The organism is Leucobacter shiyiweii (genome assembly GCF_052446065.1).
Taxonomy (GTDB): domain Bacteria; phylum Actinomycetota; class Actinomycetes; order Actinomycetales; family Microbacteriaceae; genus Leucobacter.
The window spans coordinates 240,570-265,567 of sequence record NZ_CM127080.1; the positions used below are offsets into that span (position 1 = coordinate 240,570).

The following is a 24,998-nucleotide window of genomic DNA, read 5'->3' on the forward strand; positions in this document are numbered from 1 at the left end:
GCTTGAGGCTCGCGCATTCCGAAGCTCCAGTCTCTGAATACCTCCGATTTCGAAACCTGAACAGTTTTCGCGTGAAGATTTCGTTTGCGTTACACGAAGCCACGATCGATGCCGAAGATGCCTCAAATGCGCTAGCGTGACTCCCACAGTGCGTCGTTGCACACTGCTATTCGAACCCGAGGAGACCTCATGTCGATGCGATCCCCCCTTCGTTCGCGCGCCGGAGTGCGCGGAGCTCTCGCTACGGCGGGGGCAGCGCTGCTGGCTCTGTCTCTCGCCGCTTGCGGTGGGGGCGCGCCGGCGAGTACCGAGCCGGTCAACCTGGTAGATACCGGTGCCGAGCTCGACGAGATCACCGTCGCGCTTCCGGGTTCGCTCGCTAACCTCTACACGGGTGTCGAGGCTGGCATCCTCAACTACTACGTCGCGTCAACCGTGCAGGAGGGTCTCGTCGGAATTGATGAGACTGGCGCGGTGGTGCCGGCCCTCGCCGAGTCCTGGGAAACCCCAGACGAGAACACCTATGTGTTCCAGCTGCGCGACGACGCGACCTTCCACGACGGCAGCCCTGTCACCCCCGAAGACGTGGTCTTCAGCCTGCAGCAAGCGCAAGACGAAGTCGCTTCGCCGGGCCTCTCTTGGTATCTCTACAACATGGCGAGCGCCGAGGTCACTGGCGAGAACGAGGTCACGGTTACCACCGTCGAGCCCGATCAGGCTTTCCTGAAGAATTTGACCACCGCTGGCTCCGCCTTTGTGGCCCCGCAGGCGCACTGGGAGGCCGTCGGCGGCGCGGTGGGTACGAGTGAGTCACTGCTCCCGGGCAGTGGCCCCTACGAGGTCACCGAGTTCCAGCCTGACTCCCACGTCACGCTGGTGCGCAACGACAACTGGTGGGGCGGCACCCCCGCGGTGAAGCAGATCAACATCGAGTTCATTCCCGATGAGAACACCCGTCTTCTTGCCGCACAGAAGGGCGATATCGACATCGCCTTCAACGTGCCGATTGGCCAGGCTGATCAGTGGCGCGAGATCGACGGGGTGCGGGTCGAGAACGTGAACGACCTCTCATACGTAGGCTTGCTCTTCGACCAGAACGTCGCCCCGTTTGACGATGCAAAGGTGCGCGAGGCGATCGCACTCGCAGTGGATCGCGAGACCATCGTCGACCGGTTGCTCCGAGGCAACGGAGAGGTCGCGACGACGATCATGACCCCCGAATCGATCGAGGCCGTCGTTGGCGGCGCGGATGAGGCACGCGAGTTGCTGGCAGGTGTGACGCAGTACGACTTCAACCTTGATGCGGCCCGGGCCGCACTCGAGGAGTCGAGCGTCCCGGAGGGTTTTGAGCTCGAGCTCACGTTCCCCAACACCGGCCCGCAGCTGGGAACCGCCGCGCAGGCGATCGGCGAGAGTCTTGGCGAGATCGGCATCGAGGTTGCGGTGAAGGAGGTCCCCATCGAGACCTGGCTCGCCACGATCGGCGATGGTGAGCACGGCTTGAGCTACATGTGGTACTTCTCTACGACGGGTGACCCCGCTGAGGTTCCGGCGTACCTTATCGGGCCCGAAAATCCCAACGGGTTTGTGAGCGACGATGCTGCAGCACTGCTCAGCGAGTCGAATGCGGCGGCAGATCCCGAAGAACGCATTGATCTGATCTTGCAGCTCGAAGAGCTCAGCGCAACCGAGGTGGTGAATGCCCCACTGTGGTGGGGTCAGGCGCTCACCTCGTTCACCAACCGTGTTGGGCTCGCTGACTACAGCGCCTACTCGTTCGTCGGACCGTGGGGCGCAAAGCTCTTCGCCGCCGAGGTCTCCGAGTAACGTAGGGGCCACGGGGTGCACCCCTTCGGGGGTGCACCCACCCGCAGCACTGTCGCAGAGTCACCCACGGAGCACCGAGTCACTTTGAGTACCACCTTGACCCCCGCACGCCAGGCGTCGCGCGCGCTCGTACGCATCATTGCCGTGCGTGTGGTCGGCGTGGTGTTCATCTTGCTGGTCATCTCACTCTTGACGTTCGGCCTCATGTACCTGGCGCCGGGCGACCTAGTGAAGAACTTGCTCGGCAATCGGCCGACATCGCCCGAGGCCGTGGCGGCGATCCGCGAGCAGTACCGCCTCGATGACCCGTTCTTCGTGCAGTACTTCACTTGGCTGGGCAATGCGTTGCAGGGTGACTTCGGCACCTCGGTGCGCATGCAGCAGCCGGTGACCACGGTGATCGGGGCACGTGTGGGGCTGACCGTCGCGCTCTGCCTCCTGTCGTTCGTCATCGCGGCGATCGTCGCAATACCGCTCGGCATCGCGAGTGCCGCGCGAGCGGGATCCACCATCGATCGCGTGAGCAGCGCGGTCACGCTCATCGGCCTGAGCGCACCCACCTTCGCCCTCGCGCTGCTCTTGCTGTATCTGTTCGCGTTCTTCCTGCCGATTTTTCCGATTTACGGTGGGGGCACAAGCCCGCTCGACACGCTGTACCACCTGGTGCTACCGGCGATAATTCTCGCGGCCGGCCTCGGCGCAATTCTCATGCGAATGACCCGGGCGGCGATGATCCGGGAACTCGGCAGCGACGCGATCGCCTTTGCGCGGGCGCGCGGCATCGCTGAGCGCGATGTGCGGTGGATCGCGCTGCGCGCCGCGGCCATCCCGATCGTGACCGGTGCGGGGCTCGTGCTCACGTTCCTCGTCGGCGGCACGATCATCGTCGAGACCATCTTCGCGCTGCCCGGTCTCGGCTCGCTGCTGCAGGATTCGGTGCTGTTCAAAGACATCCCCGTAGTGCAGGCGCTCACACTTGTGGTTGCGGCGGTCATCGCGGTGATCGCGATTGTGGTCGATCTGAGTTACCTCGCACTTGACCCGCGGGTGCGTACCCGGGAGTTCGCCCGATGAGCGGGCAGCCAGGGGCACCGCTCGGCGCACCGCTTGGTGAGTCGAGCGCAGCAGCGAGCCCCCGCACCTCACAGCTGCGGCTCCTGCCACGCGGGCCGAAGCCCCAGTGGAGTGTCGTGGCATCGTTCGTGCTGCTCGCGCTCGTAGTGCTTGCTGCGGTGCTTGGGCCGGTGCTTTTTGCCGACGCGACCAAGCAGAGCATCCTCGATTCCCTGCTACCTCCGCTCACGGCAGGCCACCTGCTCGGTACGGATGAGCTGGGGCGCGACGTGTTTGCACTGCTCGTTGCGGGCACGGCCTCTGCGGTGGTTGGCCCCGCGGTGATCGCCCTCGGGTCGATGACCATCGGGATCGTGCTGGGCACACTCGCCGGGTATCAGCGCGGGTGGCTCGACATGATCATCAGTCGCTTCAGCGACGTACTGCTCGCGCTTCCGGTCATGTTGCTCGCCATTGTCGTGGCCGGTATCTTCAACGCCGGCTACTGGATGACGGTGGCCCTCCTGATCCTCCTCTTCAGCCCCTCCGACATTCGCATCGTGCGCGCAGGAGTGCTCGAGCAGGCGCCGCGCCCCTATGTCGAGGCAGCGCAGATGCTGTCGCTGTCTCGCTGGCGCATCATGTTTGTCCACGTCGTGCCGAACGTGTGGCCGCTCATCGTCACGAACGTGCTGCTCAACACGTCGTTTGCGCTCGTCACGCTCTCGTCACTGTCCTTCTTGGGCTTGGGCGTGGCCCCGGGCACCGCCGACTGGGGGCGTCAGATCGCCGACGGTCGCAGCCTCATGGCAGACAACCCGGCCGCGCTCATCGCGCCCGCGGTGCTCATCGTGCTCGTGTCGATGGCGATTAATGTCGTGGGCGACTGGTTCGGGGAGCGGCTTGAACGGAAGGGAATCCGATGAGCGAGGAGCGAGGTCTCGTTGTCGACCGGCTCGCGGTCACGGGTCCGGCGGGCACGATCGTAGACCCCGTCAGTTTTACGGTGCCGCCGGGTCGCACTCTCGCGATCATTGGCGAATCAGGCTCCGGCAAAACGATGACCGCTCGGGCACTTACCGGTCTCCTGCCGTCTGGGGTGAGCGCGACGGGCCGCTTCGCAGTCGACGGCGACGCCCTCGATCTCCCCGCAGACCCGGGCGCCTGGCATCGGGTGCGCGGGCGACGCATCGTGCTGCTCATGCAAGACCCGTTCACCAGCCTGAGCCCCGTGCATCGATGCGGCGACCAGATCGCGCTCACCATTCGCGCGCGGATCGCATTCGAGCGGGGAGCGGATCGCGCTGCCGCTGTGCGCCGCGACCGGACTGTGCGGGGGGTGGTGCAGGCAGAAGTCGTTCAGCGACTGGCCGAAGTGAACCTTGCCGCAGAAGTCGCGCGCGCCTATCCGAGCGCGCTCTCCGGCGGAATGCGGCAACGAGTGGCCATTGCGGCGGCGCTCGCAGCGAAGCCGCGCGTGCTCATCGCTGACGAACCGACCACCGCGCTCGATGCCAGCAACCAGGGTGAAGTGCTTGACCTGTTGTTGTCCTTGCAGCGCAGGCACGACATGAGCCTCATTCTTGTCAGTCACGATCTCGGGCTCGTGAGCGGCCGGGCAGACGAGGTGTTGGTCATGCGACACGGTGAAGTTGTTGAGCGGGGGCGGGCCGATCACGTGCTGGTGGATCCGCAGCATGAGTACACGCGAAAGCTGCTCGAAGCCAACCCGAGCATTCACGACGTGGTCGGATCCACTGCTGTGTCTACTGCGTCGGCAAGCCCCGAACCGCTCCTCGTCGCCGAGGGCATCGCGAAGCGATACGGCACGACACAGGCGCTCTCGGGCGTCGATGTCGACGTGCGCGCGGGCGAGGTGGTTGCGGTCGTCGGCGAGTCTGGATCGGGTAAATCCACGTTGGCCCGCTGCCTGGCTGGGCTCGATGCGCCCGACGCGGGAAACGTGCGGCTCGGCGGTGAAGTGTTGCCGCCAAACCGGCGCGGTCGTACCCCCGATCAGATGCAGATCGTCTTCCAAGACCCCTACTCGACGCTCAATCCGGTGTTCACGGTCGAGCAGACCCTCCGTGAGGCACTGCGTGTCGCGGGCCGCCCCGCCGATGACCTGACCGAGTTGCTTGAGACTGTGGATCTCGGCCCCGAGTTTGCTGGCCGCAGGCCCTCGCAGCTGTCGGGCGGACAGCGGCAGCGCGTTGCGATCGCGCGGGCGCTCGCTCCGCGGCCCCGCGTGCTCATCTGTGACGAGTCGGTCTCTGCGTTAGACGTGTCGGTGCAGGCGCAGATCCTCGATCTCATCGTGCGGCTGCGTGACGAGTTGCAGCTCGCGGTGCTGTTCATCACCCACGACCTGGGGGTCGTGGCACGGGTGGCCGATCGCGTCCTTGTGCTGCGGCGCGGGGAAGCCGTCGAGCGTGGCGCGACGTTTGAAGTCCTGACACGTCCACAGCACGAATATACGCAGACACTCGTTGCTGCTGCCCGCGATGACAGCATCGCGCGGGCGAACGGCGCTGAGTACCCGCAGCCCAGTCCCCATCAGAGCCAAACCGGGAGCCAACCGTGACAACACCACGCGTGTACGAACCTGCTGCGAGCGCACTTGCGGTGACCGCAGAGCCGTTCACCCATTTGGGGCCGGAGGGCGCCTATCGACTCGGCCCTGCGCGCACTGCACTGTGGTCCTCCGATCGCGCCCTGTTCGCACCCGAAGTATTTCGCGCGCGGTATGCCAACGGTGAGCTCGCTGCTGCCGCCCTCGTCACCTCGCGCCGCGGCACCTCCTACCGCAAGATCGTCGACCTGTGGTGCGCCCCGGTGCCCGGCTCCGGGGAGTCTGCCGCGGCCGATACGCGGCTCTTTGACGACACGGCCTTCGCGGCTGTGCTCGACGCGATCATTGCTGAGCTGCCGCAAGGCGTGCTCGCGCTGAAGTTCGAAGAACGTCCCGCGGTGGCACCCCTGTGGCCCGAGGCGCTCGCGGCCTTGGCCGCTCGCGGCTTCGTGCCCGATCCGCTTCCCGTGCACTCAGTCGAGTCGACTCTGGGTGGAGTGCGCGGCTTCACCCGGTGGGAAGGGCGTGCACCGCGATCCACCATTGGTTATTACGGACAGACGACTGATGTCACCTGCGGAGCGGTGACCGCACTCATGGCGCTTGAGACCGAGGGAGCGCGGTTGCTGCAGCCAGCGGATCACGCGCACAACCGAACCATTGAGATCGAGCTCTGGCGCACGGCGACCAATATGCCTGCGATTGAGCCGGTCGGCCTTGCGGTGGCGACTGCCCGTGCCGCAGCCGAACGGAGGGTGCCCTTCTCGCTGCCGCGGGTGTACCTGAGCGCGCCGAGCCCCGTGCTGCTCGAGTGGTACGAAGGCGATGAGCGCCAACTGCGTGCCGACCTGCAAGCTGAGTCGGCGCGTCAGGCCGACGCGCTCGGCATCGAGGTGGTGCACGAGTGGATCGGCGTCGACGACATTACCACCGCCATCTCAGCCGGCAACTTCGTCTTCTTGCTCATCGACCTCACCCTGATGATCAACGATCCGACCCCGCACTGGGTGCTCGCGCATGATGTGATCGATGGGTGCGTCATTATTGACGACCCGTGGGTCGAGAAAGATCACGGCGAGACCTGGGTCGACACGCATCACCTGCCGGTCCCGTTTGCCTCCGTCGACGAGATGACGCGGTGGGGTGAGCCCGCCTACCGCGGTGTGGTGGTGGTGCCCCGCGTCGGATCGGGTGCGGCCTCGGCGGCGAGCAGCGCGTAGCATCGAGCGATTCGCTCTCGCCACCAGGTGACGCGTTCCGGTGAAGCCGCGAATCGGGTGAGCAGACCGCGGTCGAGGGCGGGGCGGCGCACCGCGATGCCGCCGTCTATCGGAACGAGCTGGTCGCGCGTTACGTCCCCGGCGAGTAGCGCCACGGTGCCGAGCCCGCAGGCCCCGGCTAACTGCCCCTCGGGGAGCGCTGCCGCGAGGTGGAGGCCCATCGCGATGCCCACCGAGGTGTCAAGCGCGCTCGAGACCACCACCGGCAGCCCCGCCTCTCGCACGATTTCGAGCGACCGCGCCACTCCGCCGAGCGGCTGCGCCTTGATCACGAGCAGGTCGGCGGCGCCGGCGCGAGCGACTGCGAGTGGATCCGCTGCCTTGCGCACACTCTCGTCTGCTGCGATGCGGATCTCGCCGGGCATCGCCCTTGCCAGACCCGCTTCGTTTGACCCGGCGCCGCGGGCCGCAGGGGGCGCGCCCAAACGCCTGCGAAGTTCAGCGAGATCGGGCACGCTTGCGCAGGGTTGTTCCGCGTAATCGAGGTCGAACGGGGCGAGGGCTTTGAGCGCCTCCTCTGCCTCCGCGAGTGACCAGCCGCCGTTCGCGTCGATGCGCAGGAGGGCATCGTCGCCCATCTCCTGCCGCACGGCACGCACGCGGGTCACGTCGTCGGCCAGAACTTGCCCGCGCTCGGCAACCTTCACCTTCACGGTGCGGCATCCCGGGAATCGGGCGAGCACCCCAGGCACCTCCTCGGCCGCGACGGCAGGGACCGTGGCGTTGACCTCGATCCACTGACGACGCGTGGTGGGCAGCTTGCCCCAGCCGAACTCGACCGCGGCGGCGAGCCACGGCGCTGCCTCGACGTCGTCGTACTCAGGAAATGGCGAGAATTCGCTTGCGCCTTGGGGCGACTCGAAGACGACGGCCTCTCGCACGCTGATACCGCGAAACCGGGTCCGGGTGGGGACCGCGACGACTCGCGCTGCGGCGAGCAGGTAGTCGAGCGGGGGGAGCGTCTTGGTGGGTAGGGCGCGGAGCGGTGGAGTCTCGAGGGAACTTGGAAGCTGCGGGAGCGGGGCGGGCGTGTGATCCACCCCTTCATCTTCTCACCCGTGTGCGAAGTAGGCTGGGGGAATGAGCGAACAGGCGTCCCAGAAGGTCTCCGACATCTTTGATCCCAGTGAGTGGGAGGTCGCACCCGGGGCCGAGCACTACACCGACATCACGGCGCACCTGAGCCGCGACGGGCGCATCTCCCGGGTCGCATTCGACCGGCCCGAGGTGCGCAATGCATTCCGCCCGCACACGGTCGATGAGCTCTTTGACGCGCTTGACCGAGTGCGCATGAATCCGCGCGTGGGCGTCGTGCTGCTCACTGGTAACGGGCCGAGTCCGAAAGACGGCGGCTGGGCATTCTGCTCGGGTGGCGACCAGCGGATCCGCGGCCGAGACGGGTATAAGTACGCGTCCGAGGGGGCAGAGGGTGAGGCAGCGCAGACTGCTGCGGGGTCGGATCGTGCGAGGGCTGGGCGCCTGCACATCCTTGAGGTGCAGCGGCTGATCCGCTTCATGCCCAAGGTTGTGATTGCGCTAGTGCCTGGGTGGGCAGCCGGGGGTGGGCACTCGCTGAACGTCGTGTGCGACCTCTCTATTGCAAGTCTCGAGCATGGTCGCTTTAAGCAGACCGACGCTGACGTGGGCTCATTCGACGCCGGCTATGGTAGCGCGTACTTCGCGCGCCAGATTGGTCAGAAAAACGCCCGAGAGGTGTTCTTCCTCGCCCGCGAGTATTCGGCTCAGCGCGCCTACGAAATGGGGGCAATCAATGCGGTCGTGCCACACGCCGAGCTTGAGGCCACAGGTATCGAGTGGGCACGAGAAATCTTGGGGAAGTCGCCGACCGCGATCCGCATGCTGAAGTACGCGTTTAACGCGGTCGACGACGGTCTCGTCGGACAGCAGTTGTTTGCAGGGGAGACCACGCGTCTCGCCTACGGCACAGACGAAGCAGTCGAGGGCCGCGACTCGTTTCTTGAGAAGCGCGCCCCCGACTGGTCGCCATATCCGTACTACTACTAGAGGCGTGACCTCCCTACGCGTCGAGCACCGGTTGCGAGAAGCGCGGCACCCGCACCCAGCAGCAGGAGAAGTGCCATTGCGGCATTCGACCCGTCAGCAGGTGCACCAGTTACCGCGAGTGCCTGCATCGGAGGCGGCGAACTCGTGATCGGCAGCGTCGGTGTGACCGAGGCTGGCGGGGGTACCGCGCAGTCTGGGTTCACTGTGAAGTTCGCCGTTCCGGTAAGGACTACTTTGCCGCCGTGGCGGGGACGTTCGAAATTGCCTGCTACCTGCACCGCAGCGGAGTCGCTGGGGAACATGATCTCTGTATCGTCAGGCCATTCGTGGCCACCTCCATGCCCACCGCGCGTTCCCGTGACGGTCGCAACATAGTCGCCTGGGCTAGGAACTGGGAGATCAATAAAGAAGGTCCCGTCTTCACCCGGAGTCACTTCCACTGATTCACTGAAGTCGGGGCCGGTGACCTCCATCCAATAGTTGAACTTGTGGTTCAGCTTCGTGACGGTGATGGCCACAGAGCTCGGCACCACCCCGTTCGGTGGGACACACTGATCTACCCAGACGGTTACCATTGGCTGCTCAGGCTTCGGCGGCTTGGGCGGCCTTGGGCACTCGTTGACGAAGAACTCTTGCGAGCCAGTCACGGTCACGGAGGGTTTCTTCTCGATGGAGGAGTCGTGCTTCGATTTAACTCCAGTCACCGTCGCCACGTAGGAACCGGGGCCGTTGATGTCTACCCATACAGACGCTCCTCCTTCGGCAGGATTCAGCGGCGTCTCGAAGTAGCTGCCTCCGGGTCCCGTCACCACCAGGGTGTAGGTGAACTTGTTCACGAGGCTGGAGACGGCAACTTCCACGCTTCCCGGCACCTCTCCGTAAGGAGTCACGCATTGATCGACAGTCACCTGAACGACGGGATTCGGCGGTGGAGGCTTGATCTCCTCGCAGTCGTTGTTCCAGATCGCGAGGTTACCCTCCGTCAGGTTCTGGCCAGCGAAGTAGGCTGGCTTTCCCTTGTTCTTGTACTCAAACGGGGGAATGATGTCGCTCTCGTGCTGCGAGGCGTGCCCGCTGATAACGCCGTTTGCGTTGAGCATGAGCATCACCCAGGGATTCTTCTCTGATCCGGTTGCGTGACAGAGCTTGATCATGTTTTGCGGGTTATCGTTGCCGTTCTTCGCTGTCTCGTCGTCTAGATCAGACTCATCAACGGGCGCGGGCTCCTCTGCGATGCGACTTTCCTCTGGTGCCGCCTCATCTGTTTCAGGAGTTGGCTCAGCACTATCGGTCGGTTCACCTGTCGGGGGTGCCGCGGGCTCCGGATCCGGCGCAGGCGCCGGCGGCGCGGGCTCGGGTGCTGGTGGCTCCGGAGCCGGTGCCGGAAGCTCCGGCTCAGGGGCCGGCTCGGGCGCGGGCGGTTCGGGTGTCGGGGCAGGATCCACCGCGGGCGCGACCGGCGCCACTTCGGTGGTAGCTCCTGGATCGACAGGTGCCGAATCGTCTGCGTAGACGGCTAGCGCGCCCGGGCCTAGGGTGAGCGCCGCTGCTGCGACAAGTGCGACCAAGGTGCGGCCGCCAAATGTACGACGCCCCGCATCGCTGCGGGTGCGCCGTTTCACTGTATTCATGTGCCTATTCCGTTCTGTTGATCGGTGCAGCACACGAGAAATCCGCAGGCTACACGCTGGTGGGTAAACCTGATCGGAGCCTAAATTTGGGCGGCAAATGGCACATCCGTGCGGATTACGTACTTTGTGTGGCACTCGGCGCAGTCGGGAGTTGAGACGGGGGTTGGCCGGCTGCGAGCAGCGTGTGATCGCTGGAGCAAGGCCCGCTGGGCGCACGTCCCTGCGACACACCCCGGTTCGACAAGCGGCAGTGGATCACGTAAACTCGTTCGAGGTAGTTGACTTCTGCCAAAATTTTCTATGCCCGTAGTGCTCTCAGGCCCAGTGTCTTGAGCGCGAAAAGGTGGAGAAAACTCTGATGCAGAAGTCGCCCATAGGGCGGTGGCTCAATTGGTAGAGCAGCGGTCTCCAAAACCGCAGGTTGCAGGTTCGAGTCCTGTCCGCCCTGCCGCACCCCACAACTCGGCGAAATCCGAGGGGTGGGGCAGATGAAAGGACGGTAGCCAGTGAGCACCAACGAGATCGACGAGACCGGTGGCGGTGTCGTTGAGCGCGCGAAGGCTGACCGGGCTGCCAAGAAATCCTGGATCGGCAGGATCGTGCTGTTCGTGCAGCAGGTCATCGCCGAGCTGAAGAAGGTCGTCACCCCAACTCGCAAAGAGTTGCTCAATTACACCCTCGTGGTGTTGGGCTTTGTCGTCGTCATGATGGCGCTCATCTGGGTGCTTGACCAGGCCTTCGGCTGGGTCACTGTATTCATCTTTGGCACGCCGCTGTAGCCGTACCGCAAGTACACGGCCCCAAACATCGGTTTCACGGCATTGCCCGCGATCCACTATCGAAAGCAAGAAAGTCAGATGACGAGCGAGAACAGCAACACACCCGAGGCCGACCTCGACGCGGCGCTCGACGCGCTTGCGAACCAGACAGACCCAGAAGCCGACGCCGTCGTTGAAGACGCGCTCGACATCGACAGTGCAGATGAGGCGGCCGCCGCCGCTGATGCGCTCGCCGATTCTGCATCGATCGAGGCTGCTGCAGGCGACGCTGAGGCCGATGAAGATCCCTACGCCACCTTTAAGCGCGAGCTGCGCGCTAAGCCGGGCAAGTGGTACGTCGTGCACAGCTACGCCGGGTACGAGCGCAAGGTGAAGTCAAACCTGTGGAACCGTCGCGAAACGATGGGTGCGGTCGACGACATCTATGAGATCCAGGTCCCCATGGAAGAGGTCATGGAGGTCAAGAACGGCCAGCGCAAGATGGTGACCCGCGTGCGGATCCCAGGCTACGTGCTGGTGCGTATGGATCTCAACGAGAACTCGTGGTCCGTGGTGCGGCACACCCCAGGCGTCACCGGCTTCGTCGGCAACGCTCATAACCCAGTACCACTGCGCTTCAATGAGGCGTTCGAAATGCTGAAGAGTACCGTCGAGCTTGAGCCCGCGACCACAGCCAAGGGCAAGGCCGCAGCCGTTGCAGCAGCCGCAGGCAACGTCGAGATCGACTTCGAGGTGGGCGAGACCATCACCATCAAGTCGGGCTCGTTCGAGGGCTTGCCTGGCACGATCAGCGAGATCAATCCGGCTGCGGGTAAGCTCACCGTTCTGGTGTCGCTCTTCGAACGCGAAACCCCGGTCGAGCTCAGCTTCGACCAGGTTACGAAGATGGTGTAGCGGCAAAGTTCGACAGTGGATCGGGCCGCACGCGGATCCGCCATCGTCAAATTTCACGCTCACAACTGAAGATTTCCGTGGGCAGCCAGCCCGCGGTTACCGCCCCGAGACCGACTCGGGAAGCGGGAGAAGCCGGTGAGAACCCGGTTTCGAGAGAGGAAATAACATGGCTAAGGCAAAGAAGGTCACAGGTCTGATTAAGCTTCAGATCTCGGCCGGCGCCGCGAACCCCGCACCCCCCGTGGGTCCTGCGCTGGGTCAGCACGGCGTCAACATTATGGAGTTCTGCAAGGCGTACAACGCTGCAACGGAATCCCAGCGAGGCAACGTCGTTCCCGTAGAAATCACCGTCTACGAGGATCGTTCGTTCACCTTCGTGCTCAAGACTCCCCCCGCCGCTGAGCTGCTGAAGAAGGCTGCCGGCGTGCAGAAGGGCTCGGGCACCCCGCACACCGTGAAGGTTGCCAAGGTTACCGCCGAGCAGATTCGCCAGATCGCCGAGCAGAAGCAGGCCGATCTGAACGCGAACGACATCGACGCGGCAGCAAAGATCATTGCGGGCACCGCCCGTTCCATGGGCATCACGGTCGAGTAAGGGGCTACGAACATGGCACAGAAGTCAAAGGCATATCGCGCCGCCCTCGCCAAGCTCGAGGATGGCAAGTTCTACACTCCCGCTGAGGCTGTCGCCCTGGCGAAGGAGACAGGTTCAAAGAAGACTGACTCGACCGTTGAGGTTGCCGTCAAGCTCGGTGTTGATCCCCGCAAGGCAGACCAGATGGTGCGTGGCACCGTCAGCCTGCCCCACGGCACCGGCAAGACCGCCCGCGTCATCGTGTTCGCGACGGGTGCTGCGGCCGAGGCTGCAATCGCCGCCGGAGCTGACGAGGTCGGTGGCGACGAACTGATCGAAAAGGTGGCTGCTGGCTACACCGACTTCGATTCGGCTGTCTCGACCCCCGAGCTCATGGGCAAGGTTGGTCGTCTCGGTAAGGTGCTGGGCCCCCGCGGACTCATGCCGAACCCGAAGACCGGCACCGTGACCGTTGATGCTGCCAAGGCAGTTACCGACATCAAGGGCGGCAAGATCGAGTTCCGCGTTGACAAGCACTCCAACGTGCACTTCATCGTGGGCAAGGCATCGTTCTCGGAAGAGCAGTTGCACGACAACCTCACCGCCGTGCTCGATGAGATCCTGCGCCTGAAGCCGACCTCGGCAAAGGGAAAGTACGTGCAGAAGGGTGCCGTGTCGACCACGTTCGGCCCCGGAATTCCGCTCGATACCAGCGCTTTCTAAATCTCGCTCACACAAAACCCCTGGCCAGCCGGCCGGGGGTTTTGTGCTTGTGTGGGGTTGTTCGGGCTGGTCGGGAAGAGGCGAATTGGTTGGTTTTCGGTGAGTTCTGGCTGGCTGTAGCTGGTTTTGGGGTGGGCTTGTGTGAATTTGGGGTGGGCTTGTGTGAGTTTGCGGTGGGTGTGTGAGGGGCGCCCCTCCTGTTTTTCCCCAAATTGATGGAAATGCCCCTGATATGCATCAACTTGGGGAAAGCGGAGACCTGGGGAAGGCCTCGGCGGCTCGGGCGGGACTTCCGTAGGATTGGGACATGCCGACCCCTCAGACTCCGCCGAAGATCTCGGGGCTGAGCTATGTGCGCCCACTGGGTGAAGGCGGTTTCGCGAGTGTCTACCTGTACGAGCAAGATTTGCCGAGGCGGATGGTCGCAGTGAAGGCCCTCAAGAGCGGGCTCGAGTCGGCGGAAGAACGTGCAGACTTCCAGATCGAGACCGACGCGATGGCTCGGCTCGCTAGCCATCCCGCAATCGTTTCAGTGCACGGTGCTGGCGTGTCGGCAGACGGCCGACCCTACCTGGTGATGGAGCACTGCCCGGGCTCGATGCGCGAGCAGACGCGAAATCGTCCCGCGCAGCTCGCGCAGGTGCTTGACGTTGGGGTGCGCCTCGCGGGGGCTCTCGAGACCGCGCACCGAGCTGGCGTCTTGCACCGCGATATCAAACCCTCGAACGTGCTCATCACGACGATGGGCCGCCCGTCTCTCGCTGACTTCGGGATCGCTTCTTTGCGTGGGCGCACCTCCTCGGATATCGCGACGACTGCCGTCACCATTCCTTGGTCGGCACCCGAGGTTCTCAGCGGCCATACTGCTGGCACGGTGGCCACCGAGATATGGTCGCTCGGCGCCACGCTCTACACCTTTGCTGCCGGGCGCTCTCCGTTCGAGCTCTCCGACCCCGCGAAGAACACCCGGAGTCTGATCACGGCTCGAATTCTGAAGGCCAGCTACACCCCGATCCCGGGCGCCGAGGGCTACCAGGCACTTGATGCGGTGCTGAAAAAGGCAATGATGCCTCGGCCCGAGCAGCGCTTCACCTCGATGGACGCGTTTGCGGGGGTGTTGCAGCAGCTGCAGCGTCACTATGGGTTCGACGTGACACCCTTTGATATGACCCGTGACCTCTGGCCCGCTGATGAGTCGCAGGATGTTGCTTCTGGAGTCGTTCGCGGCCAGTCCATGAGCTCGGTCCGAGTGCAGAGCCGGGCCGAAGCTCGTGCCGCGTTGGCGCGTGAGCAGGCCGACCGCGACGGAGTCGTTCCAGATCCGCCGGCATCCTCGCTGCGTGCCGGTCTGATCGGTGCGGGCGCGGCAGTAGTCGTCATCGCGGTGGCGGTGGCCATCGCGGGTTGGCTAGGCCTGCTCTGATGCGCGCGCGGGGGGTAATCGGATGGATTTCGGCGGGGGTGACCCTTGCCCTCTTCGTGACGCTCGCAGTGGTCGCGGGCGGCTTTGATGCCCGCGAGACTCCGCGTGAGGAGGCCGGAGTGTGGGTCGCCCGCTCTGCGGGTCAGTACGCCCGGGTGAACACACTGACGGCCGAAATCGATGCGGTTCGTCAGGTCGAGAACCCCAGTGGGATCGTGCAGGCAGGTGCTATGGGGATGCTGCTCACCCAGGGGAATTCGAGGGCGTGGCCAATTGACTCAGCTAATCCCGCCAACCTCAGTGAAGCATCACCCGAGGGCGCAGGGGCGACTGCTTCCGCTGCCACCGAATCGGCTGGACAGGGCGCCGAGCAAGCGTTCACTGGTGCGGAGGACGCGATCCGCACCCCCGAAGGCACCAGTGAAGTGTACGCATCACTTGAGGCGGTACTCTTTCACACCGAGGCGGGCCAGGTGTATCTCTCGGCGGTGGATCCCGCGGCCGAACATGGGCTCGGCCCGGCTCAGCTGCTCGACCCACTCGCGGGCCAGGACGCCGGGGGCGACACCTTTCGCGCAGATGCGGCCGCGTTCGACACCGAGGCGGGCCTGATTGTACTGTTCACGGCAAGTACGAGCAGCGTGCGCTGGTTTGACGTCGCCACGGGGGAGTTCCGGCGGGGCGTGAGCGAGGTGCCGAGTGAGGTACCTGAAGACGCGCAGCTCGCCATTGTCGCAGGAGCGTGGGTGCTGTTCGATGCCGAGAGCGGAATCCTGTGGCGGGAACGAGCAGAGGCTCCCGTGCAACTCGACACGGAAGGTGTGGCGTTGTTGCAGTTCGCGAGCGGGGATTCCGCGGGGGTTGAGGCCCTCGTCGCGGACGAAAGTGGACTCTGGTCAGTGAGTGCTTCAGGCGACTCCGAGCGGATCGCTGAGGCATCGGGGGTACCCGCACGTCCGGTGTCCACGGGGGCCGAACGCATCGCCGCTTGGATCGGCGGGGCATCAGCGCACATGTGGACGCAGACGGGAGGTGTGGCCGAGCTAGAACTGGACGCTGCGGTCGAACTTCCAGGTGAGATTCAGCCAGCGATCCACTCGAATGGAAGCCGGGCGGTGCTCGCGGAGGTTCGCACCGGGATGCTGTGGCGGGTGCCCGATGGGCAGCTCATCCCTGTCGAGCAATGGCGACAGGTGACCCCGCCCAAGCAAGAAGTCGGGGCGCAGGTGACCGAAGACGTGGCCGAACAGCAGCCACCGGTCGCCGAGTCCGACACGTTCGGAGTGCGGGCCGGCGAACCCGCACCACTGCCTGTGTTGCTCAACGATTTTGATCCCAACCGCCGCGACGTGCTTACGATCGTGCCGGAGAGCTTGGGCGAAGGCACCGGGGGTCTCGACCCCAGCTTTGGCACAGTCGAGATGCTCAGTGACGGGCAGGGCCTCACGGTGCAGCCGAGTGCCGAAGCGACAGGCAGTGGGAGCTTCACGTATCGCGTCACGGACGGGCAAATGGTTTCGGAGCCCGCAACCGTGACGCTGACGGTCGTCGACGAATCGGTGAATACCGCACCGGAGTGGTGCCCGGTTGTCGGCTGTCAGCGCGCCTGGCCGAGCCCCGAACTCGCCCCTGGCGGTACGCTCGTGCTGCCACTCCTCGAGGGTTGGGTCGACGCAGAGGGCGACCCGATGGTGCTTGCAGCAGCGGTTCCGTCAGATCCAGCGGGTCCGCTGCGTACGCTAGTCACCGCTGATGGAAAACTCGCCGTGAGGCACCTCGATCCTGCTGCCGCGGACGGGGAAGCGGTGATTCGGGTGACCGTGGCTGATGCCCGAGGCGAGCTGCGCGAACGCGAGCTACGCGTGCAGGTAGGGTCTAACGCCGCGATCGAATTCGCCTCCATCGCACGCACGGTGCAGGCTGGGGATGCCACGGTGTTTCGCCCGCTCGAACGCGTCACTGGCGGATCTGGCTCATTCCAGTTGCTCGATGCCTCCGTGCAACAGGGTGCGCTCGACCTCACGATTGGTCAGGGGGTCGGAACGCTGACAGTGACTGCTGCGGCTGAGGGTGGTGCGCTCGTCGCGGTGACGGTCCGCGACATACTCACCGGGCAGGAGGTCTCGGGCGCGATACGTGTGACCGCAGTTGAAACGCGGTCGGCGCTCGCCATACCCACTTTGCGTGCGTTCGTGCGCCCCCTTGCTGACAGCACTGTCGAGATACTCGACGCGATTCCGGGGGCCGCGAGCCGCGGGCTCTCCGTGGAATCGGCGGCAGTTGTTGACGGCCGTCTCCGCGTCGACGTCATCGAGCATGCGCGCGTCAGAGTTTCGGGCGGTACCGCCGACGGGCAGCCCGGCCGCATCGGCTCGGCCGACGTCGTGGTGCGCGAAGGCGATGCGGCAGCCCGCGGCAGGCTCACCGTGTTTCAGGTTCCTGCATCGAGTGGCGGGGCGATCGCGGTGCCTGATGCTGCCACGGTGCGAGCCGGTTCGGTCGTTGACATTGCGGTGCTCGAAAATGACGTCGCGCCCCCAGGCGAGCGACTCGTCCTCCACCCAGAAGTGGTCGGCGCGGGCGAGGGGCTTGCCTTCGCGTCCGGGAGCCTCGTGCGCTATCTAGCGCCGAGCACCCCCGGCACACACACGCTGAGCTATACGACCTACGGTGCGAGCAGCCCCGAGCTCGGCGATACCGGCCAAATCACGGTCACAGTGCTTCCTGCTGGGGGAAATCGCGACCCACGACCGGAGGCAGTGACGGTGCGGCTCGCGCCAGGTGAGACCGTTCAGGCCGCCGTGCCATTGTCTGGCGTCGACCCCGACGGCGATCGGGTGCGGCTCGTCTCGGTGCAGGAGCCCGACGATTCGCAGGTGGTGGCAGTCGTGCAGCCCCGCAGCGGTGTCGTGCAGGTTGAGGCGTCTCCGAGTGCCTCCCGCGGGATACGATTTGCGAGCTACACGGTGCGCGATGACGGCGGCGGGGAGGCGACCGGCACACTGCGTATTATCGTGACCGATCCCGACGCTGGCGGACGCGCTCCGGTGGTCTACAGCGATTACGTGCGCATCGCACGAGGTATGAGCGATTCGGCAGTCGTCCGCCCACTCGATAACGATATCGACCCGTCCGGGGGGACGCTTGAACTCGTCTCAGTCGAGCCGAACGTGCCCGGTGGGGAGAGCTCTGCCGAGTACGCTGAGCTCGCTGATCGCCTCGACCTCGACGCGATCAGCGAGGGCGTGGTGCGTATCGCGGGGGGCGACGAACTGGGCACCGTCTCGTACCGGTACACGGTGGGTTCAACCGTGAGTGGGAGCACCGCCGACGGGCTCATCGTCGTGCAAGTCTCCGAGCGAGTGGGCTTGCAGGCGCCACGGGTCACCGACACGGTGCTCTCTGTCCGAGACCGCGCTGACTTCGCTGCGACCGGGGTGGATGTCGTCGACGGCCGAGTGAGATGGGCCACGGGCGACATCGCGGATCTCGAGCTTTCGCTGTGGGGTGCCGCTGCCGACCGATACCGGGTTACCGGCAACCGAATCCTCGGTGAGTATCGAGCAACGGGCGACCTTGTGCCATTCAAATTAAGCGGACTCGACACCACAGGCGCGGAAGTGGCGAGCTACGGATTTTTGGTCGTGCCGCCGCTTGACGAATTGCGGCTCAGCCTCAAGCCGGGCACCGCGCCACTCTCCGTGGATGAGGGCGGCTCAGCGAGCGTCGAGCTACGCACGCTACTCGATCTCGCACCCGGTGACCAGATCGTGGTCGGTAGTGGCGCCTTCGGGACGCAGCGGTCGCAGGCCAGTTGCGCATTGACGGGCGGTTCGACTGTGCGATACGCGTCGGGCCAGGGCGGGCCGTGGTCTGACATGTGCACCGTGCGCGTCAGACTCGCCGAGCAAACGACGTACACCGCACTCCCGCTGCCGGTGCGCATCATCCCGCGCGAGCCGGTCGCAGTGCTGAGGCCGCTCACACGAACGGTGGCTCCCGGCACCTCAGAGATGATTGCGCTGGGCACTATGGTCGAGTGGCAGGGCGGCCGGCAAGGCCAGATGGACTCGCTGAGGTTTACCGTCAGTGGCGGGGGGAGCGCGTTTCAGGTCAGCCAGTCTGGCGCGAGCTTGAATGTGCAAGCGCTTGCCGGCGCGACTCCGGGTGCGCAGGAGGACGTCACGGTGACTGTGAGCGGAGCCGGAGAGAGCCAGGCTGTTCTGACCCTCCGGGTTGGGGAGGCAGCGATCGATGCGCCGCGGGGTGCCTCGGTCGCCCTCACTTGCACCGTGGGCGCCGCCTGCAGCACTGAACTCGTCGGGCAAGCGGGAGAGTACGACCCGTTTGCGGGGAAGCCCGGGGGTGGGCTGCGGCTCGTCTCGGTCGACGCTGCCGCCTGCGCGATCGGCAGCTTCCGCGTTGATGGAAACGCCGTGCGCGTGAGCTTCGCCGAGCAGCGGGTCGCGGGAGGCACCTGTGAAGCGACGTTCACGGTGCGCGACGCTCAGAACCGGCAGGGGGTCGGGATCCTCAGTTTCGAAGCGCTTGGCGTGCCTCCGGCCCCGGCGCTCGTCGAACAGGTGGGTACCGACAACGCCGGCACCGGGATCACCCTCCGGGTGAGTCTCGGCGATGCACAGAACGCCTACCCGGCGCTTGACAGCGTAGTGATCGATCAGGACGGCTCGCAGATATCAGCCGCATGTACTCCTGCCGGCGCGAGTTTCACGTGCGTGGTGGGCGGCTTGACCCTGGGGGCGCAGCACCAGTTCTCGGCCCGAGCCATCAACGCGATCGGCACCTCGGCGAGGTCCCCTGCTGCTCTCGCCTGGGCCTACCGCGCGCCAGTGGTTCAGTCGGCGTCTGCCCAACAGGTTGCGGCTGAGGCCAGCGTTGATTCGGGTACCGTCCGGGTGCGAATCGCCGGTGGTGACGATGTGCAGGAGTATCAGTTCCTCCTCAATGGCACCTACTTCGGGAGCTTCCAGCCCGACCCGAACGCGAACTTCACCGTTGACCAGAACCTGGTCTTGCCCGTGGGCGATCACCAGTTCTCCGTTCGCCCCGTCAGTCGCTTCCCGCACCCTCTCAACGAATCGAATACCGGATCTGCGACCGCGCCACAGGCGCTGCTGATTGGCGGTCCGCCCAAGATTCGTAGCGTCACCCTTGCGACGGAACCCGGTTCGACGACCGTGGTCGCTACCGTTGATATCTCGGCAAACTGGGGTGCGGAGACTGCCTACGCTGTGGTCGATCACCCTGTCTGCCTTGCGACCACCCCGGGCACGCCGAGCGAGCCAGTCGTCTTCACAGGGATTCCGGGTGACACGATGGTAGTAACCGTCTGCGCAACGAACGACCGGGGCGACGCGGTGCCAGTGACTCGCGAGATTCTGGTGGGAGGAACGTAGTGCCCCGACCCATACCCGGCACATCGCCATTCGCACGCAGAGACCACCCGCACCCCGCACCGCACAGAGGAAGCCACCGATGAGCCCATCGCAGAACCCCGAACACCAGCCCCGCGCAGTCTCTGCGCCGACCGGACAACCCGTTGCCTCGCGCCCGGCCAGCCAGGGTGTCGCAGCGGCACTTGGGCCGCTGTCGAGCGAGCGTGCGACCTGGGCAGGCGATGCGCTGCGTACCACCGTCGACGCGATTGAGCAGGTCATTCACGGCAAGCGACGCGTGATTGAACTGGTGCTCGCGGCGCAGGTCGCAGAGGGGCACGTGTTGCTTGAAGATGTGCCGGGCACAGGCAAGACCGCCCTCGCACGCACCCTCGCTGCGGTCTCGCAGGGCAAATCGGCCCGAATTCAGTTCACCCCAGACCTCCTACCCGGCGACGTGACCGGTGTCACCGTCTACGACCAGGGCCGACAGAGCTTCGACTTTCACCCGGGGCCGATCTTTGCGAACGTGGTTCTCGCCGATGAGATCAACCGAGCGAGCCCGAAGACACAGTCGGCCCTGCTCGAGGTGATGGAGGAGCGACAGATTACCGTTGACGGAGTCTCGCACCCGGTGCCCGATCCGTTCATGGTGATAGCCACACAGAACCCGATTGAGCAGGCCGGCACGTACCGTCTGCCTGAGGCGCAACTTGACCGATTCATGGTGAAGACCTCGATTGGGTACCCAGATGAGGCGGCGATGCGGCGGATCCTGACCGAACAAACGGCTGCGGGCGGCCGCGGCCCGCAGGTGAAGCCGGTGATGACGGCGGGCACGCTCCTCCAGCTGCAGGCCTTTGCGGCAGAGGTCTACGTCAGCCCGCTCATCGCGGACTACCTCACCAGGCTCGTGGAAGCGACGCGCGCGGCCAGCGAGGTGCGACTCGGTGCCAGCGTGCGTGGGGCGTTGGCCCTACAACGGGCGGCTCGCGCCTGGGCGCTCGTGCACAGCCGAGGCTATGTGGTGCCTGACGATGTGCGTGACCTCGCGATCGCGGTGCTCGCGCACCGCATGGTGCTCGAACCCGAGGCCGAATTCGACGGGGTCACCGCCGAGCAGGTTGTCGGCCAGATTCTGCTCGACGTGCCCCAGCCCCAGGAGAACGGCACGGCGTGAGAGACATCCGGGTACGCCCGTTGGGACTGTTCGCGCTCGTCATCTTGGTGATGGGCGTGCTCGCTGGCGCGAGTTTCGGGTGGATCGAGGCCTGGTTCGTGGCCCTCGCCGCTGCAGCCCTGTTGCTCACCGCGTGGCCCTTTCTCCTTGGATCGCGTGACTATCGCGCATCGATTCGCCTCAGCCGGCAAAGTGTTGTCGCGGGTGGCGAGGTGCACGCAGAGATCGAGGTGGAGAACAGCGCCACGCGCCCGCAGCTACCCGCACTCATCGAGTTGCCGGTGGGGGAGGCGCTTCGAGAGATCCTCGTTCCGATGCTCGGGGGGCAGCAGAGCGCGACGATGAGCGCAGTTGTCCCGGCGATGCGGCGCGGTGTCGTGCGGGTGGGTCCACTCACGGTCGCGAGACGCGATCCACTCGGAATGCTGGGCCGTGAAGTCACGTGGCCCGATTCTCACCTCGTACACGTGCACCCGGTCACTGCGCCGCTACCCCCAGGCACCGCGGGCCTGGTGCGGGATCTCGAGGGTGCCCCAAGCCGTCGCCTCACCGATGCCGATCTGTCGTTTCACGCGGTGCGCGAGTACGCCCCGGGTGACGCGCTGCGGAACGTGCACTGGAAGTCAACGGCGAAGACCGGAACGCTCATGGTGCGCCAGTTCGAGGAGTCGCAGACGGCGCGGGTCGCGGTGCTGTTCGACGCCCGACGGGACGAATACGCGTCGGATGACGAATTCGAGCTGGGCGTGAGCCTCGCCGCTTCGCTCTCGGTGCAGGCGGTGCGCGAGGGGCGCGAACGATTCATCGCCTCAACCTGGGCGCCAGGGCGCGTGAGGCCCAGCGTCGACGGGGTCGAAGAGGTGCCATCGCGGGACGTCGTTCAACTCCTCGACGCGTGGGCAGAGCTACGTCCCGCGACGGAACATGCCGCCCGCATCGAGAGCCTCACCCGCGGTCTTGCCGAGTCGCGTCGCCAGCTCTCGATCGTCTACGTCGTGACGGGATCGATACCCGGCCTCGATCGTCTCCGCCGCGCAGCCGCGGCGTTCACCCCCGACGTACGTGTGGTCGCGGCGCGGTGCGAGTGGCTCGCCGACCCCGCCTTGCAGCACATTGACCCATTCACCGTCTGCACAGTGGGGGCCCTTGGCGACCTGCCCAGACTCATGCTGCGGGGATCGCGGTGACGCGCGCACCCTGGTCCGCATTCGTCGCGGCGGCCCTCGCCATTGCGCTGGGGGTGCTCGCAGCCTGGCCGATCTATCAGACGCCCTGGCTGCTCGTACCGGCTGCCGCGGGGCTGGTGCTGGGCAGTGGCCTCATTTGGGCAAGTCTGCGGCTGAACTGGTCCGCACCCATCCTCCTCACGATTGCGGCGCTCGCCTTCGCGCTTACCCTTTTGCCCGTCGCGGTACCCCAAGCACTTCTCGGGCCACCCGCTGGGCTCGTCCCGTGGGCCGCTGATGCGCTCGCCGCGGTGGTGTTGGGATGGAAGCAGCTTCTCACGCTCACACTGCCGGTTGGTACCTACCAAACAGTGGTCGTGCCCGCGTACCTGGTCTTCTTCGTCACCTCGCTTTCCACCGGGTGGATCGCGCAGCGCAGCAGCCGATTCGCCCCCCTCGCTGCGGCGCCGCTGCTCCTCCCGGTCGCTTTCGGAACGGTCTTCGGCGCTGCAGAGGTGAGCGCGCCGCTGCGGCTGGGGGCGGTATCGCTGGCGGCGCCACGCGAGGTGGCGCTGTGGGGAGCCGCAGCCGGGCTGGGCGCCGTGTGGGTGGCGTGGCACGCGGGCTCTGAGCGGCGGGCCGCGTTGCGGCTCGGCCGGACCGAGCGATCCGCTGCGGTGCGAGGCACGGCCACCCGCGTAGCTTCGGCGATCGCGATGCTGGCGCTCGCCGGCCTGGTCGGGGCTACCTTCGCCCCCGCGCTGAGTGGTGACCGTGTGGTGCCGCGCGACAGTGTGGACCCTGAACTTGTGCTGGCCGAACGGCCGAGTCCGTTGGCCGGGTATCGCGAGTGGAAGAATGACGCACGCATCGATGCCCCGCTGTTCGAAGTGAGTGGCGCGGATGCTGCAGGGGGCGATGCAGCTGCGGCAGGAGGCCTCCCTCCTCGCCTGCGCCTCGCGGTACTTGATCACTACGACGGCGTGAACTTTCAGGTGGGCTCGCACGCCGCCGGGCGCTTCACCCGATTTCCGAGTGCTCCGCAAGTTCTCGATCCGGTGCGGGTCAGCATCACCATCGCAGAAGGCTACACTGACATCTGGGCGCCGATTGCGTCGCTTGGCGAGCCGCCACAGTTTGTGGGCCCGCGGTCCGATTTGCTCGCCGACGCGTTCTACGTGAATCGCGACACGGGCGCCGCGATTGCCGTTCCGGGTGACCCAGGCAGCGAGGGCCTTGCCGCAGGCGACGGTTATGCCGCGATCATGAGCGCGGCCCCGGGGGGCCCGCTCACGGGAGATCCGGTCTCCGAGACCCCTTTGGTCGACCTCGAATCGATGCCTGAGCTCGCGGCGTGGGTCCGCACGCAGAATCAGCCCGCCACAGCTGCTGGCCTCACCGAGCTCGTGGAGTTGCTCCGCGGGCGCGGGTATCTGAGTCACGCTATAAGCGGCGCTGAGAGTGAGTGGGTCACTCGGCTCGCAGAGCAACACGGCACCCGCTTTGAACCGAGCGTGGGCGGGCACTCGACCGCGCGCCTCGAAGACCTCTTCGCTCAGCTCAACACGCAACAGCGCTCCGTCGGAGAGCGTGTCAGCGAGGCGCAGTTGGTCGCTGCAGTAGGCGATGACGAGCAGTTTGCGGCCGCGGCGGCGATGCTCGCGCGTGTGCTGGGGTTCGAGTCGCGCGTCGTGCTCGGGGTGCGACTCGGGGAGGGTGTACCCGGCGTGCCCGGCTGCCAAAGAGTGTGCACGGGTGAGCACCTCTCCGCTTGGATCGAGGTGCGTGGCGAGGCGGGGGAGTGGGTGCCGCTCGACGCGACCCCGCAGGCGACGTTGCCACCGACCTCACTTGCCGAGGGGGAGCAGCTACCCGAGTTCCCGACCACCCCCGAGGAGCGTGACGCGCGTGAGGTGGATCCACCACTGGGGTTCGGTGATCGCAGCGAGGTAGCCGACGAGGCGGAGCAAGTGGCGCCCCCTTCCGGCGTCTGGCCGGTGGTGCGGGCGGCATTGCTGGCTATCTCGGCGCTCGTGTTGCTTGTCGTGCCACTCCTCTTCCTTCCCCTGGCGAAGCGCTGGCGCGCGAGCCAGCGGCGGCGCGAGCCCATCGCCGAGTTGCGGGCAATCGGCGCATGGCTTGAGCTGGTGGATCGCGCGGCCGATTCCGGTGTGAGGCTTCCGCACACGATGGCGCGCAGCGATGCGGCGCGAGTGCTCGGCACCGATGCTGCCCGTCAGATCGCGTCCGAGGTGGATCGCGCGGTATTCGCGCCCGGCCAGTTCGGCGACGCGGATGCGGATCGCCTCTGGCGCCTCGTCGAAGACCAAGCTGCGGCCCATCGTGCCGAGGTCGGTTTCTGGGGCAGACTCCGCGAGGCATACGCGCTACGCTCATTGGGCATCCGGTTTCGTGGGAGCAGTGTGAGCAAGAGAGACTCGACGGCTGAATGGTCATGACCGGAAGAACAATCTT

At 65.6% G+C, this 24,998-nt stretch carries 17 protein-coding genes and 1 tRNA gene; 16 read left to right on the forward strand and 2 right to left on the reverse strand.

Annotation, left to right across the window (positions count from 1 at the left end; translation table 11 throughout):
- Window positions 1–189 precede the first annotated feature (189 nt).
- The 5 genes from ACTNFJ_RS01195 to ACTNFJ_RS01215 all read left to right on the forward strand — a co-directional run bounded on the left by ACTNFJ_RS01195 (window position 190) and on the right by ACTNFJ_RS01215 (window position 6,672).
- Window positions 190–1,827 carry an ABC transporter substrate-binding protein gene (locus ACTNFJ_RS01195; protein ID WP_435907125.1) on the forward strand — a complete coding sequence of 546 codons (1,638 nt, stop codon included), beginning with the start codon at window positions 190–192 and terminating at the stop codon, window positions 1,825–1,827.
- A 96-nt stretch (window positions 1,828–1,923) separates the two neighbouring features.
- Window positions 1,924–2,901: an ABC transporter permease gene (locus ACTNFJ_RS01200; protein WP_435907124.1), complete on the forward strand. Its 978-nt coding sequence runs from the start codon at window positions 1,924–1,926 to the stop codon at window positions 2,899–2,901.
- Window positions 2,898–3,806 (forward strand): ABC transporter permease, encoded by a 909-nt coding sequence (locus ACTNFJ_RS01205; RefSeq protein WP_435907123.1) that lies wholly within the window; start codon window positions 2,898–2,900, stop codon window positions 3,804–3,806. The genes ACTNFJ_RS01200 and ACTNFJ_RS01205 overlap by 4 nt, the downstream gene beginning before the upstream one ends.
- Window positions 3,803–5,464 carry a dipeptide ABC transporter ATP-binding protein gene (locus ACTNFJ_RS01210; RefSeq protein ID WP_435907122.1) on the forward strand — a complete coding sequence of 554 codons (1,662 nt, stop codon included), beginning with the start codon at window positions 3,803–3,805 and terminating at the stop codon, window positions 5,462–5,464. The genes ACTNFJ_RS01205 and ACTNFJ_RS01210 overlap by 4 nt, the downstream gene beginning before the upstream one ends.
- Window positions 5,461–6,672 (forward strand): peptidase C39 family protein, encoded by a 1,212-nt coding sequence (locus ACTNFJ_RS01215; protein WP_435907121.1) that lies wholly within the window; start codon window positions 5,461–5,463, stop codon window positions 6,670–6,672. Before ACTNFJ_RS01210 ends, ACTNFJ_RS01215 begins: the two co-directional genes overlap by 4 nt.
- Here the strand turns inward: ACTNFJ_RS01215 and ACTNFJ_RS01220 are convergent.
- Window positions 6,606–7,673 carry an o-succinylbenzoate synthase gene (locus ACTNFJ_RS01220; protein WP_435907141.1) on the reverse strand — a complete coding sequence of 356 codons (1,068 nt, stop codon included), beginning with the start codon at window positions 7,671–7,673 and terminating at the stop codon, window positions 6,606–6,608. The two genes, ACTNFJ_RS01215 and ACTNFJ_RS01220, sit on opposite strands and share 67 nt — an antisense overlap.
- Window positions 7,674–7,812: 139 nt before the next feature.
- Between ACTNFJ_RS01220 and ACTNFJ_RS01225 the strand changes: the two genes are divergently transcribed.
- The gene (locus tag ACTNFJ_RS01225) at window positions 7,813–8,757 is read left to right on the forward strand and encodes a 1,4-dihydroxy-2-naphthoyl-CoA synthase (protein WP_435907120.1); all 945 of its coding nucleotides are present in this window, start codon (window positions 7,813–7,815) and stop codon (window positions 8,755–8,757) included.
- Here ACTNFJ_RS01225 and ACTNFJ_RS01230 read toward each other — a convergent pair.
- Complete coding sequence (locus ACTNFJ_RS01230; RefSeq protein ID WP_435907119.1) at window positions 8,754–10,388, reverse strand: hypothetical protein; 1,635 nt, start codon at window positions 10,386–10,388, stop codon at window positions 8,754–8,756. The two genes, ACTNFJ_RS01225 and ACTNFJ_RS01230, sit on opposite strands and share 4 nt — an antisense overlap.
- A 375-nt stretch (window positions 10,389–10,763) precedes the next feature.
- Here ACTNFJ_RS01230 and ACTNFJ_RS01235 point away from each other — a divergent pair.
- The 10 genes from ACTNFJ_RS01235 to ACTNFJ_RS01280 all read left to right on the forward strand — a co-directional run bounded on the left by ACTNFJ_RS01235 (window position 10,764) and on the right by ACTNFJ_RS01280 (window position 24,982).
- Window positions 10,764–10,836: transfer RNA gene (locus tag ACTNFJ_RS01235), tRNA-Trp, on the forward strand.
- A 58-nt stretch (window positions 10,837–10,894) separates the two neighbouring features.
- Entirely contained in the window at window positions 10,895–11,167 is a 273-nt protein-coding gene (gene secE, locus ACTNFJ_RS01240) for a preprotein translocase subunit SecE (protein ID WP_435907118.1), read from the forward strand.
- Between the two features lie 78 nt (window positions 11,168–11,245).
- Entirely contained in the window at window positions 11,246–12,061 is an 816-nt protein-coding gene (nusG, locus tag ACTNFJ_RS01245; RefSeq protein ID WP_435907117.1) for a transcription termination/antitermination protein NusG, read from the forward strand.
- Between the two features lie 166 nt (window positions 12,062–12,227).
- Entirely contained in the window at window positions 12,228–12,656 is a 429-nt protein-coding gene (rplK, locus tag ACTNFJ_RS01250) for a 50S ribosomal protein L11 (RefSeq protein ID WP_435907116.1), read from the forward strand.
- Window positions 12,657–12,668: 12 nt separating this feature from the next.
- Window positions 12,669–13,358, forward strand: a complete 690-nt coding sequence (gene rplA / locus ACTNFJ_RS01255) for a 50S ribosomal protein L1 (protein WP_435907115.1) — start codon at window positions 12,669–12,671, stop codon at window positions 13,356–13,358.
- 307 nt (window positions 13,359–13,665) lie between these two features.
- Window positions 13,666–14,781: a serine/threonine-protein kinase gene (locus ACTNFJ_RS01260; protein ID WP_435907114.1), complete on the forward strand. Its 1,116-nt coding sequence runs from the start codon at window positions 13,666–13,668 to the stop codon at window positions 14,779–14,781.
- The gene (locus tag ACTNFJ_RS01265) at window positions 14,781–20,198 is read left to right on the forward strand and encodes an Ig-like domain-containing protein (protein WP_435907113.1); all 5,418 of its coding nucleotides are present in this window, start codon (window positions 14,781–14,783) and stop codon (window positions 20,196–20,198) included. Before ACTNFJ_RS01260 ends, ACTNFJ_RS01265 begins: the two co-directional genes overlap by 1 nt.
- 79 nt (window positions 20,199–20,277) lie before the next feature.
- Entirely contained in the window at window positions 20,278–21,357 is a 1,080-nt protein-coding gene (locus ACTNFJ_RS01270) for an AAA family ATPase (protein WP_435907112.1), read from the forward strand.
- Window positions 21,354–22,544 (forward strand): DUF58 domain-containing protein, encoded by a 1,191-nt coding sequence (locus ACTNFJ_RS01275; RefSeq protein ID WP_435907111.1) that lies wholly within the window; start codon window positions 21,354–21,356, stop codon window positions 22,542–22,544. Before ACTNFJ_RS01270 ends, ACTNFJ_RS01275 begins: the two co-directional genes overlap by 4 nt.
- Window positions 22,541–24,982, forward strand: a complete 2,442-nt coding sequence (locus ACTNFJ_RS01280) for a transglutaminase domain-containing protein (protein ID WP_435907110.1) — start codon at window positions 22,541–22,543, stop codon at window positions 24,980–24,982. Before ACTNFJ_RS01275 ends, ACTNFJ_RS01280 begins: the two co-directional genes overlap by 4 nt.
- The last annotated feature ends 16 nt before the right edge of the window (window positions 24,983–24,998 follow it).

Coding starts and splice junctions, on each gene's coding strand:
- rplK (WP_435907116.1), top strand. CDS start 12,228: ATGGCTAAGGCAAAGAAGGTCACAGGTCTGATTAAGCTTCAGATCTCG.
- ACTNFJ_RS01225 (WP_435907120.1), top strand. CDS start 7,813: ATGAGCGAACAGGCGTCCCAGAAGGTCTCCGACATCTTTGATCCCAGT.
- ACTNFJ_RS01205 (WP_435907123.1), top strand. CDS start 2,898: ATGAGCGGGCAGCCAGGGGCACCGCTCGGCGCACCGCTTGGTGAGTCG.
- rplA (WP_435907115.1), top strand. CDS start 12,669: ATGGCACAGAAGTCAAAGGCATATCGCGCCGCCCTCGCCAAGCTCGAG.
- ACTNFJ_RS01260 (WP_435907114.1), top strand. CDS start 13,666: ATGCCGACCCCTCAGACTCCGCCGAAGATCTCGGGGCTGAGCTATGTG.
- ACTNFJ_RS01210 (WP_435907122.1), top strand. CDS start 3,803: ATGAGCGAGGAGCGAGGTCTCGTTGTCGACCGGCTCGCGGTCACGGGT.
- ACTNFJ_RS01230 (WP_435907119.1), bottom strand. CDS start 10,388: ATGAATACAGTGAAACGGCGCACCCGCAGCGATGCGGGGCGTCGTACA.
- ACTNFJ_RS01270 (WP_435907112.1), top strand. CDS start 20,278: ATGAGCCCATCGCAGAACCCCGAACACCAGCCCCGCGCAGTCTCTGCG.
- ACTNFJ_RS01265 (WP_435907113.1), top strand. CDS start 14,781: ATGCGCGCGCGGGGGGTAATCGGATGGATTTCGGCGGGGGTGACCCTT.
- ACTNFJ_RS01195 (WP_435907125.1), top strand. CDS start 190: ATGTCGATGCGATCCCCCCTTCGTTCGCGCGCCGGAGTGCGCGGAGCT.
- nusG (WP_435907117.1), top strand. CDS start 11,246: ATGACGAGCGAGAACAGCAACACACCCGAGGCCGACCTCGACGCGGCG.